At 74.1% G+C, this 12,586-nt stretch carries 7 protein-coding genes; 1 reads left to right on the forward strand and 6 read right to left on the reverse strand.

The genetic code is table 11. The features are described from left to right. Positions 1-447 precede the first annotated feature (447 nt). The 4 genes from ald to LZF96_RS11770 all read right to left on the reverse strand — a co-directional run bounded on the left by ald (position 448) and on the right by LZF96_RS11770 (position 6,764). A complete protein-coding gene (gene ald / locus LZF96_RS11755; protein ID WP_233870001.1) occupies positions 448-1,563 on the reverse strand; it encodes an alanine dehydrogenase in 1,116 nt (371 codons plus the stop codon). A gap of 412 nt (positions 1,564-1,975) precedes the next feature. Then, positions 1,976-4,249 carry an NB-ARC domain-containing protein gene (locus tag LZF96_RS11760; protein WP_233869911.1) on the reverse strand — a complete coding sequence of 758 codons (2,274 nt, stop codon included), beginning with the start codon at positions 4,247-4,249 and terminating at the stop codon, positions 1,976-1,978. 166 nt (positions 4,250-4,415) lie between these two features. Beyond that, entirely contained in the window at positions 4,416-5,066 is a 651-nt protein-coding gene (locus tag LZF96_RS11765) for an NUDIX hydrolase (RefSeq protein ID WP_233869914.1), read from the reverse strand. A gap of 3 nt (positions 5,067-5,069) precedes the next feature. Further along, positions 5,070-6,764: a CTP synthase gene (locus LZF96_RS11770; RefSeq protein WP_233869918.1), complete on the reverse strand. Its 1,695-nt coding sequence runs from the start codon at positions 6,762-6,764 to the stop codon at positions 5,070-5,072. Between the two features lie 490 nt (positions 6,765-7,254). Between LZF96_RS11770 and LZF96_RS11775 the strand changes: the two genes are divergently transcribed. Continuing rightward, positions 7,255-9,057, forward strand: coding sequence for a glycoside hydrolase family 15 protein (locus tag LZF96_RS11775; RefSeq protein ID WP_233869923.1), 1,803 nt, complete (start codon positions 7,255-7,257; stop codon positions 9,055-9,057). Positions 9,058-9,384: 327 nt separating this feature from the next. Here LZF96_RS11775 and LZF96_RS11780 read toward each other — a convergent pair whose 3' ends face one another. After that, complete coding sequence (locus tag LZF96_RS11780; RefSeq protein ID WP_233869926.1) at positions 9,385-10,086, reverse strand: glycosyltransferase; 702 nt, start codon at positions 10,084-10,086, stop codon at positions 9,385-9,387. A 433-nt stretch (positions 10,087-10,519) separates the two neighbouring features. Beyond that, the gene (gene recN / locus LZF96_RS11785; protein ID WP_233869929.1) at positions 10,520-12,298 is read right to left on the reverse strand and encodes a DNA repair protein RecN; all 1,779 of its coding nucleotides are present in this window, start codon (positions 12,296-12,298) and stop codon (positions 10,520-10,522) included. Between the last annotated feature and the right edge of the window lie 288 nt (positions 12,299-12,586).

Here is a 12,586-nt window from a genome sequence, read left to right on the forward strand (position 1 = left end):
ACCCCTTCCCGAACAGCCCTTGTGTCAAGGGGGCATGGGCAGCGCACGGCGCGTCGGTGCGACATGTGTCACGGGGACGAAAAGAGCAAATCACCGATTGGCCCGCGAGTCGACCGTTCGGATGGTCGGATTCCGGCCGAAAGCCGACTCGCGCGGACAGCGGGGTGAGTCCCCCGGTCCGGCCCCGCATGACGGTTCGTCCGGGATCGCACCACGGGCAACACCCGTTTCCCGGGCGGAATTCGGGGGCGCGGGGGCGCGCGGACCCCGATTTCACAAGTCGACTGATCGTTCGATTGACACATCGTCCGGGTGAGCGAACACCGGGTCGACGGATGACCGGCGGAACGGGGCGCCGTCCCCATCGACCGACACCCGACACGACGGGAAAGCACCCGGGAGCCCTCACCGAAGCGAGCCGTCGGTGGGCAGGCACCCGTGAGGGGCTCAGGCCGGGATGATCCCCGGGTCCACCCGCGGCAGACCGTGTGCCTCGGCGACCGATGCGTGGGTGACCTGCCCCTCGTGCACGTTCAACCCCCCGGCGAAGGCCGGATCGGCTGCCAGCGCCTCCCGCCACCCGCGGTCGGCCAGCCGGACCAGATACGGCAGGGTCGCGTTGGTCAACGCCCGGGTGGAGGTGCTGGGCACGGCTCCCGGCATGTTGGCCACGCAGTAGAAGAGGGAGTCGTGGACCGGGAAGGTCGGGTCGGCGTGGGTGGTGGGCCGTGAGTCCTCGAAGCACCCTCCCTGGTCGATGGCGATGTCCACCAGCACGCTGCCCGCGCGCATCCGGGAGACCAGTTCGTTGGAGACCAGCTTCGGCGCCCGGGCGCCGGGGATCAGCACCGCCCCGATCACCAGGTCGGCGGCCTCGACGGCCTCCCGCAGCGCGTAGTCGTTGGAGGTGACGGTTTGCACCCTCCCCCCGTAGATGCGATCCGCCTCGCGGAGCTTGCGGATGTCGGTGTCCAGGAGCGTCACCCGAAAGCCCATGCCGACCGCGATCTGCATCGCGTTCCACCCCGAGACGCCGCCGCCGATGACGACCGCCTCGGCCGCCGGCGCGCCGGGCACACCGCCGGGCAGCACCCCGCGCCCACCGGCGGAGCGCATGAGGTGGTAGGCGCCCACCTGGGGGGCGATCCGTCCGGCCACCTCGGACATCGGGGCCAGCAGCGGCAGGGAACCGTCGGGGTTCTGCACCGTCTCGTAGGCGATCGCGGTGGTGCCGGAGGAGATCAGGGCGTCGGTGCACTCCGCGGAGGCGGCCAGGTGCAGGTAGGTGAACAGCACCTGGTCCTTGCGCAGCCGGTGGTACTCCTCCTCGATCGGCTCCTTGACCTTGACCACGAGGTCGGCCTGCTCCCACACGTCATCGGCGGTGGGCAGGATCTCGGCGCCGGCCGCCCGGAACTCCTCGTCGGTGATCGCCGAGCCCAGACCGGCGCCCCGCTCCACCCGTACGAGGTGTCCCCGTCGGGCCAACTCGTGGACTCCGGCCGGGGTGATCGCCACCCGGAACTCGTTGTTCTTGACTTCGCGCGGAATGCCGACCTTCACGTGGATCACGGTCCTTGGGTTGCGCCGCCGGGGGTCGCCCGGTCCGTCGGCGGGGAGGGTGGGGCACGGGAGGCGGCACCGACCACCGGGGAGGGGATCGCCGCTGCCCCGGCGTCCGTCACACCCGCCGCCCCGGTGGGGGCGGGCACGGCGCGAGCGACGCCCGCACCGCGCCGGACGTCCCGGAACACGTCACGAAACATGCATACCCAGCACATACCCGGCACAACGGAAGTCGCCGACCTCTCGCGTTTCGGCCATTGTTAATGAAGGACGAGTCGCTGTCCAGCCTTGCAAAGAACACTTAACAGAGAAAATTAGCTGCGTTTCACAGGCGTGCGCTCCGTGACCGCGAAAAAATTCGAACCCTCCACCTCCGGGGCGATCGGCCCGGAACGCCCCCGCACGTCGATCACCCCCGCGCCGACTCCTCCGACGCCACCCCGTCCCCCCGGGCCCCCAGCGCCCGGGGGCGTTCCTCCACGGGGTCCCCGACCTCCGGCGACCCGCACTCCCGCAGCAGGGCCTCCCCCGCGCGGCGGTGCGCCCGGGCGTCGGCCGGCAGTCCCAGCCGCTGGGCGCCGGCGGCCAGCCGCAGCCGCAGCGCCGCCTCCAGACGGCGATCACCCGCCCCGCGAGCCGCCCGCAGCGCGTCGTAACCGGCCCGCAACGCCTCCTCCGACTCACCCGCGTACTCCCGTACCCGGGCCACCTCCGCCAGGGACCTCGCGTACGCGACCGCGTCCCCGCGTCGGCGATGGGCGGCGGCCGCCGCCCGCCAGGACAGCAGGGCGGGGCGCCACTCCCCCGCGTCGGTGTGCACCGCCCCCAACAGACCGTGCAACCGCGCCTCCGCGTCCCGGTCCCCCGTCTCCTGGGCCCGGACCAGCGCCCGGCCGTACCAGTCGGCGGCCCGCTGCCAATCCCCCAGTTCGGCGTGGGTGCCGGCGATCGACTCCAGCGCCCGCCCCATGGCCGGAGGGACCCCGAGCCCTCCGAGACCGCGCAGCGCGTCCAGCGCCGCGCGGTAACGCTTCAGCGCCGCCGCGGTACGACCGGTCGCCATGTCCAGGTCACCGAGGTTGAGCAGCGCGGCGGCCCGTTCACCCGCCAATCCCTGGCGCCCCGCCACGTCCAGCACCAGTTCGTGCAGGCGGTACAACTCCGGGGCGGCCGCCCGTTCACCCCGGTGGGCGGTCAGCGCGGCGGCCAGCGCGGCGATCAGCCGGCGTGCCAGGGTGTCCAGTTCCCCGTCGGCGACGGCCAGCCGGGCCGCGGCCGACAGGCTCGGCAACCGGCTGTCCAACCACCGGCCCGCCTCCCGCCGGGAGGAGAACCGCAGGGGGGAGGGCAACGCGGCCGAACGCTCCCGGGCCGGGGACCCCTCCGGCTCGGTGACCGCCCGGCAGGCCACCAGCCGCCGCACGGCGCGCTCCAGCACCCGGGCGCGGGCCAGCAGGACATCCGCCGGACGCTCGTGCCGACGCACCAGGTCCCGCAGCAGCGGGTCCAGGCAACCGGGCACCTCGTACAGCGGCCACGGTTCGTCGCCGGACGCCGATCCCGGCTCCCGCGCCGTTCCGGTCCCCCCGGACCCCCCGTCGGGGGCGGGCGGCGCGGGGGGCGGGGTCCCCGATTCCACCGGCCGCACCAGCCCCAGCAGCGCGAAGCCGCGCAACGCCCGGTGGGCGGCGCCGACCGAGGAACCGGCGAGGGCCGCGGCGATGTGCGCGTCCACCAACCCGGCAGGGGCCAGGACCAACAACCGCAGTATGCGCGCGGCGGGGGGACGGAGGGCGGAGTGGGCCAGCCGGAACGCCCGGTCCAGCGGACCGTCACCCGGGTCGGGGGACGTCCCGGACCCCCCTGCGCCCCCCTGGCGCGGGGGGTCCCCGGGGTCGGCCGGCTCCCGGGGAACGGGCTCGGTCATCGCCCGGGTCGCCCTGGCGACGGCGGCGTCGGGGTTGGCGGCGAGCCAGCCGCCGGCGAGCAGCAGCGCGGCGGGCAGATGGGCGCAGGCCTCGGCGAGGCGCTCGGCCGCGCGGGGATCGACCGTGACCCGGGTGGACCCCGCGCCGCGGGCCAGCAGCCGCAGGGCGGCGTGCTGCTCCAGCGCGCCCACCGTGCACGGCCGCACGTCGGCCACCCCCGTCAGCGGGCCGCGGGCCACCACGAGCACGAGGCAGTCCCGGTTGTCCGGGATCAGTTCGCCGACCTGCTGGGCACTCACGGCGTCGTCGAGGATCAGCAGGACGCGTCGGTCCGCCAGGGCGTCGCGCAGTGCCTCGCAGCTCTCCTCGGCGTCCGCGCCCGGCGGCGCGGCGGCGCCCAGGGCGCCGAGCAGGTCGCGGGCGGCGCGCTCCACGGGCACGGCGGCGCCGCCCGGGTCGGTGAGCACGACCCGCAGGACACCGTCCGGACAACCGCCCTCGGCCCGGACCCGGCGGGCGAACTCACGGGCGAGCGCGGTGCGCCCGGTCCCGGGGCGGCCGGCGATCAACAGCACCCGGGCACGGGCCGCGGGACGACCGGCCATGGTGTCCAGACCCGCGCGCCCGACATCGGCGCGCAGGGTGGTCAGCTCCCGTCGGCGGCCGAGGAAGGCCGGGCCGGGCGCGGGGGGCGCGGACCCGGCCGGCCGTCGGTCCTCGGCCGGGTCCGCCGCCCGTTCGGTGAGCTCCGTCACGCTCCGAGCCTAGACCGGCACCGACGGGATCAGCCGTCGGGGACACGTTCGGGGAGACCGGGACCGCGCGTTCGGCCGAACCCCGGGGCCCCTTCCCTTCCGAGCGCGGGCGCGGCGCGCCCGGCCGCCGGGGCGGTGCCGTCCGGATCCGGTTCCCCTCCGGCCCTCAGTCCCGGATCGGGCGAGCGGACCAGGGGGCCTCGGCGGGGCGCAGCGCGTCGATGCCACCGGGGGCGCCGCGGGCGGCGAGCAGGGAGAGCACCCCGACCACCAGACAGGTGTTCCCCAGCTCCCCCGCGAGGACGGCACCGCGCAGCTCCTCCAGCGGCACCATGGCGCGTTCCATGTCGGCCTCCTCCTCGGAGACCTCGTAACGCTCCCCCTCGGCCGGGGACAGGCCCCGGGCCAGGAAGATCCGCACCGCCTCGTCGGTGCCACCGGGGCTGGTGTACAGATCCACCAGCACCCGCCAGTCCTCCGCCCGCAGGTGGGTCTCCTCCCACAGTTCCCGGCGAGCGGCCGGCAACGGCGGCTCGCCGGGCACGTCGAGCAGCCCGGCGGGAATCTCCCACAGCCGGTGCCGGACCGGGTGACGGTACTGGCGGATCACGGCGACCCGGTCCCGCTCGTCGACGGCCAGCACCGCGACCGAGCCGGGGTGGACCTGGTAGTCCCGGCGCGCCACCGAGCCGTCCGGCATCCGCACCTCGTCGGTGCGCACCCCGGTCTTCTTCCCGGTGAAGGGAAGGTCGGTGGAGACCACCGGCCAGGACTCGGGGAGGTCGCGCAGGGGCGTGTCGGTTCCGGTGTCCGTCATCGTTCAGGCGTTCCCGTGCTCGGTGGAGGAGGTGGTGCCGGTCCGCCCGGGGTCCTCGGCGCGGACGCGGACGGCGGCCCCGATCAGCCCCGCGAAGAGCGGGTGGGGACGAGTGGGCCGGGATCGCAGCTCGGGGTGGGCCTGGGTGGCCACCAGGTAGGGATGCGTCTCGCGCGGGTACTCGACGAACTCCACCAGCTTGTTGTCCGGGGAGGTGCCGGAGAAGACCAGTCCGGCCTTCTTCTCCAGCTCCGAGCGGTAGGCGTTGTTCACCTCGTAGCGGTGCCGGTGGCGCTCCTCGACGTACGGCTCGCCGGCGTACGCCTCCCGGACCACCGACCCCTCGGCCAGCTTGGCCGGGTACAGCCCCAGCCGCATCGTGCCGCCCAGATCACCCTCACCGGCGACGATGTCGAGCTGCTCCTCCATGGTGGAGATCACCGGGTGGGACGTGGCGGGATCGAACTCGGTCGAGCCGGCGTCGTCCAGACCGGCCAGCGAACGGGCCGCCTCGATCACCACGCACTGCAGACCCAGGCACAGGCCCAGCAGCGGCACCCGGTTCTCCCGCGCCCAGCGGATGGCGCCGATCTTGCCCTCCACGCCCCGCTCGCCGAAACCGCCGGGGATGCAGATCGCGTCGACGTCACCGAGCTGTTCCCGGGCGGCGTCGGGGGTGCGGCAGTCGTCGGAGGTGACCCACTTCACGTTCACCCGGGCGCGGTTGGCGAAGCCACCGGCGCGGATGGCCTCGGTCACCGAGAGGTAGGCGTCGGGCAGGTCCACGTACTTTCCGACCAGGGCCACCGTCACCTCGTGCTCGGGCGAGTGCACCCGGCCCAGCAGGTCGTCCCACTGGGTCCAGTCCACGTCCCGGAAGGGGAGGTCCAGGCGGCGCACCACGTAGGCGTCCAGGCCCTCGGTGTGCAGCACCTTGGGGATGTCGTAGATGGACTTCGCGTCGATGGCGGCGACCACCGCCGCCTCGTCCACGTCGCACATCAGCGAGATCTTGCGCTTGATGGAGACCGGCACCTCGCGGTCGGCGCGCAGCACGATGGCGTCCGGCTGGATGCCGATGTTGCGCAGCGCGGCGACGGAGTGCTGGGTCGGCTTGGTCTTCAGCTCCCCGGAGGGGCCGATGTAGGGCAGCAGGGAGATGTGCACCACGAAGACGTTCTCCCGGCCCACCTCGTGCCGCACCTGCCGGACGGCCTCCAGGAAGGGCAGCGACTCGATGTCGCCGACGGTGCCGCCGACCTCGGTGATCACCACGTCCACGTCCTCCGTCGCCATGCGACGGACCCGGTGCTTGATCTCGTTGGTGATGTGCGGGATGACCTGCACCGTGTCGCCCAGGTACTCGCCGCGCCGCTCCTTGGCGATGACCGAGGAGTAGATCTGGCCGGTGGTGACGTTGGCGCTGGAGTCCAGGTCCACGTCGAGGAAACGCTCGTAGTGGCCGATGTCCAGGTCGGTCTCGGCGCCGTCGTTGGTGACGAACACCTCGCCGTGCTGGAAGGGGTTCATCGTGCCGGGGTCGACATTGAGGTAGGGGTCGAGCTTCTGCATCGTGACCCGCAGCCCCCGGGCCTTGAGCAGGGCGCCCAGGCTGGACGCGGTGAGGCCCTTCCCGAGCGAGGAGGCGACACCTCCGGTGACGAAGATGTGCTTGGTCGTCGAGGTCCTGAGCGGCATGGCCAAGAGAGCGCTCCCGTGGTCGCGAGGTCGATTGCACGTCGGCGCCCGGGGCGGGATGATGGGAATTTCCGTCAGGGGCGCCGCTGCTGCGGTTCGGGGGTTTTGCGGCCCTCCGCTCCACGGACCACCAGCGTATCAGCGCCGGGGGACGCGAACACGAACCGGGTGGGAGCCGCCGGTGGTCCGGGGGCGCGCGCCGGGTGACCCGGCTCCGCCCGCACGCCCCCGGGCCCACCACCGCGGGCCCACCCGACCGGGGGCCCACCCGACCGGGGGCCATCGGTGCCCCCGGTGCCCCCGGTGCGGGAGAGCACGAACCGGGGGTGCGACGGTGGAGGACGTCCCGGCGCACCCGTCCCGCGCGTCGTTCCGCTTCTCGGTGACGCGGACGCGGAACACATGCCCGCGGCGTATTCTGCACGGACGCTCGCGGGCAGGACGCGGGAGACGCCCCGGGTGGGGGAACGGCACAGAGTGGGAGACGCAGGTGGCAGGGCTCATCGAGGACTACGGATTGATCGGCGACACTCAGACCGCCGCGCTCGTGGGCCGGGACGGCTCCGTCGACTGGTTGTGCCTGCCGCGGTTCGATTCCCATGCCGTCTTCGCCGGTCTGTTGGGCACCGAGGAACACGGGTTCTGGCGGATCGGTCCGGCGCAGGGCACCGGCGAGGACCCGCCCCGCGCCACCCGACGCCGGTACAAGGGCGATTCGCTGATCCTGGAGTCCGAATGGGACACCCCGCGCGGCACCGTCCGGGTGACGGATTTCATGCCACCCCGCGACGGGGCACCGCAGTTGATCCGCATCGTCGAGGGAGTCAGCGGTCGGGTGCCGATGCGGTCGGCGCTGCGCATGCGTTTCTCCTACGGCTGGGTGGTGCCGTGGGTGCACCGGATCGGTGAGCGCATGGTGGCCGTCGCCGGTCCCGACTCCGTCTGGCTGGACACCACCGCCGAGACCTACGGTCGGGACCTGACCACCTACTCCGACTTCACCGTCGCCCCCGGCGACCGGGTGGCGCTCACCATCAGCTGGCAGCCCTCGCACCGGGAGGCCCCCCCACTGCCCGAGCCCGAGGAGTCCCTGGCGGCCACCGAGGAGTTCTGGCGGGAGTGGATGACGCACTGCACGTACCACGGCCCCTACCGGGAGGCGGTGGTCCGTTCCCTGATCACCCTCAAGGCCCTCACCTACGGCCCCACCGGCGGCATCGTGGCGGCACCGACCACCTCGCTGCCCGAGGAGATCGGCGGCTCCCGCAACTGGGACTACCGCTTCACCTGGCTGCGCGACGCCGCCATCACCCTCTCCTCGCTGCTGCGCACCGGCTACCGGGAGGAGGCCCGGGCCTGGCGGGAATGGCTGCTGCGCGCGGTGGCGGGCGACCCGCAGAACCTGCAGATCATGTACGGCATCGCGGGTGAGCGGGAGCTGGGCGAGACCGAGTTGGAGTGGCTGCCCGGCTACGAGAACTCCACCCCGGTGCGGATCGGCAACGGCGCGGCCGGCCAGCTCCAGCTGGACGTGTACGGCGAGGTCACAGAGGCGTTGCACCTGGCGCACATGACCGGCCTGGCCCGCAACGACCACGCGAACCTGCTGCTGCTCAAGCTGATCGCGTACCTGGAGGACCACTGGGACGAACCCGACGAGGGCATCTGGGAGGTCCGCGGGCCGCGTCGGCACTTCGTGCACTCCAAGGTGATGGCCTGGGTGGCGGTGGACCGGGCGGTGAAGCTGATCGAGTCCGGCGAGGTGGACGGTCCGCTGGAGCGGTGGCGGGAACTGCGTGACGAGATCCACCGCGCGGTGTGCGAGCACGGCTACGACTCCGAGCGGAACACCTTCACCCAGTCCTACGGCTCGAGGGAACTGGACGCGTCGCTGCTGCTCATCCCACAGATGGGCTTCCTGCCGCCCGACGACAAACGGGTCATCGGGACCGTGGAGGCCATCCAGCGGGAGCTGTCCACGCCCGACGGCTTCATCCTGCGCTACCCCACCTCCGGCGACGAGGAGGGCGTGGACGGCCTGGTGGGCGATGAAGGCGCGTTCCTGGCCTGCTCGTTCTGGATGGCGGACGACCTGGCGATGATCGGTCGGGTGGACGAGGCGCGGAAGCTGTTCGAGCGCCTGTTGGCCCTGCGCAACGACCTCGGACTGCTGGCCGAGGAGTGGGACTCCCGCCTCCAGCGGCAGGTGGGGAACTTCCCGCAGGCCTTCAGCCATGTCCCGCTGATCGACACGGCGTTGCGGTTGACCGCCTCCGGCGCCTACGGCGGCTGACCGGCACCGGCACGACGACCGCGATGGGGGCGGCCGGGGGCCACCTCGGGCGTTCCCCGTCGCGGTCCCTCGCCCCCGCCCGCTCCGGCGGATCCGGCCACCCGGCCCCGCCGGACCGTCGGATCCGCCGGGGGTCCCGGTCCGGGGCGGGTGTCCGTCGGGCTCCTCCGATCCGACGCGGTCGCGCCCCGTCGGGTCGTCCGGACGCGGTCTCACCCGGATGCCGCGTCACGCCCGGGAAACGCGTCACCCCGAGCCCGCGTCACCGACATGCGAAATCACCCGAACGGCTGACCACTGGGACAATCGTTCGCCCGCCGGGGTGGGTCAGGAGCCGCGCGGGCGGGAGAACTCGTCGTAGACGGCGAGCAGTAGGGCCACCGCCCGCTCCTCGGCCGCGACACGATCGCCGGGGCGCGGCATCGCCGGGGGGCGCGGCACCGGCGCGGGGGCGAGTCGGGCGTCCCTGGCGCCGCGTCGACGGGCGTGGTCCAGCAGTTCGGGCGTATCGGCCAGGACCACGGTCGCCGCTCCCGCCACCCGCCGCTCGGCGGCACGCCGCAGTCCGGCCCGGATCCGCCCGCCCGGCGCGAGGGTGTCCGGGTGGTCTCCGACCGGCCGAACGGGCCAGCCCACCACCAGCGGGAGTCGACGGCGCAGCGCGGCGGACACCGCCGGCAGGCCGCCGGCCGGACCGTGGGCGTGCACCACGTCGACCTCGGCGGATCGGGCCCGCAACTCGGCCGCCCAGCGGCTGAGGGAACCGCGCGGGAGGGGCACGACCTCGGCCCCCAGGGCCACGAGTCCACCCAGTCCACCGCGCTCCACGAGTTCCGCGGGCGCGCAGACGGTGGCGCGGATCCCGCGGGCGGGCAGCGCCCCGGCCAGCGCTCTCACCCGGGGCGCGAGGTGCCCCTCGCCCGCGCCGAGCAGATGGAGGACGCCGGTGCGGGGACGGCGCGGGGGAACCGGGGAGGGCAGGAGGCGTGCCCGGCGGTCCGGCCGCAGACCGCCGCCGACTGTTGCCATCACGACAGGGACTCCTCGGTGGATTCGAGGGGAGGGGCGGGGACGCGGTTCGGGTGGGGCCGAGGGTTCGGAGAGGCACCGGACGGCCGGGCGCCCGCCCGGTGGAAGCCGGGTGGGAGGACCGCGAAACGGAACGTCGCGATCGCCCCGGCCCCACCGTGCGGACGGAGAGATCGCCCCGTCCCCCAAGGATGCCGGCTCGCACCGACATCGACGCCGATACCCGGGGTTCCGGCCTGCCGCCGGCAGGCGTCCGACCGACTGTCACGCGGGGAATCGGGTACCGGCGTGACGCCGTCTCGGCACGGCGTCGGCACCTCCGATCACCTCCGGACATCGGTTCCCGCGCCGCGTGCGCGCCCCCGGGGACGGGCGACGGCCGGCGGGACCGTTCGGGCGGCGGGACGACCCGACGCGCGAACAGTACGGACGGTCAGCGCCCGGTGTCGTCCCGCCGCCCGGAGGCCAACCGGGCGGCCGTGGCGAGCAGTTCCTCGGCATGGGCCCGCGCCGACTCCGAGTTCTCCTGACCGGCCATCATCCGGGACAACTCCCGGATCCGGCCCTCCCCGTGCACGGGCACCACGCCACTGCGGGTGACCGAGCCGTCGTGGGTCTTCTCCACCACCAGGTGCCGGTCGGCGAACGCGGCGACCTGGGGCAGGTGGGTGACCACCACCACCTGGGCGGTGTCGGCCAGGCGGGCCAGTCGCCGGCCCACCTCGACGGCCGCCCGGCCGCCGATGCCCGCGTCCACCTCGTCGAAGAGGTAGGTCGGCACCGGGGTGGTACCGGCGAAGACCACCTCGATGGCGAGCATCACCCGGGAGAGCTCACCACCGGAGGCTCCCTTGGCGATCGGCCGGGGGCGGGCCCCGGGGTGTGGGGCGAGCAGCAATTCCACCTCGTCGACCCCGTGCGGGCCGCACCCCACGGCGCGACCGTCGAGTTCGACGCTCTCCTCGCCCTCCACCGCCTCCAGGGGGCGCAGATCCACCGACACCCGGGCGTGCGGCATGGCGAGTTGGGTCAGTTCGTCGGTGACCGCATCCCCGAACCGCTTGGCCGCCTCGGCCCGGGCGGCGGTGAGGGTGTGCGCCAGGTGAGCCAGGTCGCGGCGGAGTTCGTCGCGCTCGCCCGTCAGACCTTCGATCCGCTCGTCGTCGCCCTCCAGTTCGGCGAGCCGGGCCGTCCCCGCCTCCGCCCAGCCGAGCACCGCGTCGAGATCCTCCCCGTACTTGCGGGTGAGCCGGCCCAGGACGGCCCGTCGTTCCTCCACCGCGGCCAGGCGCAGGGGATCGGCGTCGAGACCGTCGGCGTACCCGGCGAGATCCTGGGCGACGTCCGCCAGCAGGATGCCCACCTCGCCGAGTCGGTCGGCCAGGCCGCCCAGCACGGGATCATGGGCGCGGACCGCCTCCAGCGCGCGGTGCGCCTCGGCGACCAGGGTGGTTGCGTCCACGCCCTCGGGGTCGGTCGGGTCACCGGCCAGCACGCCGTGGGCGGTGGTGGAGGCGGTGGCCAGGGCGTCGGCATGTCCCAGCCGGCCCGCCTCGGCGTTCAGTTCGGCGTCCTCGCCGGGCCGGGGCCCGGCGGCGGCGATCTCCTCCAGGCCGAGACGCAACAGGTCGGCCTCGCGGGCCCGCTCACGGGCCCGCTCGGTCAGCTCGACGAGCAGTGCGGAGATCTCGCGCAGTCGCCGGTAGGTGCACCGATAGGCCTCGAGCGGGACGGCGACCGACTCCCCCGCGTACCGGTCCAGCGCCTCGCGCTGCCGGGCCGGACGCAGCAACCCCTGCTGATCGGTCTGGCCGTGAACGGCCACCAGCTCCTCGCCGAGTTCGGCGAGGAGGGCGGCGGGGACCGTTCGACCGCCCAGGTGGGCGCGGGACCGGCCCTCGGCGGAGACGGTGCGGCTGACCAGCAGTGCGCCCTCCTCGAGGTCGGCCCCGGCGTCGGCGGCCCGCCGGGCGGCGGGGGCGTCCGCGGACAGCGCGATCCGCCCCTCGACCAGGGCACCGGCGGCCCCCACCCGCACCAGACCGGCGTCGGCCCGACCTCCGAGCAGCAGACCGAGGCTGGTCACGACCATGGTCTTGCCCGCCCCCGTCTCACCGGTCACCGCGGTGAAGCCGGTGGACAGCTCGACCACGGCGTCGTCGATCACGCCGAGGTCCTTGATCCGCATTTCCTCCAACACGGGTACGACCATACGAGGTCCGGGTCCCCCGATGCGACGCGCGTCCCCGACCGGTGTGCCGGGAATCGCGACCGGCCCGGCGGGAACCACCGCGCGGCCCGACCGCTCCCGTCCGACGCGACGGGTGGTGAGCACCCATGAATACCGGTATGTCCGGGAAAGTTCGGGTAGAGATGGTCCCGGCCGGTCGGGTTCGCCCGCCGCCCCCGGCCGATCGGGTACCCCGCTCCGGGGTCCGGACCCGTTCCACGGCGGGACCGGCCGCCACCGGCCCGGCCCACGCCCCTCGGAAGGACGTTC

Origin of the sequence: Streptomyces sp. ST2-7A (genome assembly GCF_021390475.1) — a bacterium.
Classification (GTDB): domain Bacteria; phylum Actinomycetota; class Actinomycetes; order Streptomycetales; family Streptomycetaceae; genus Streptomyces.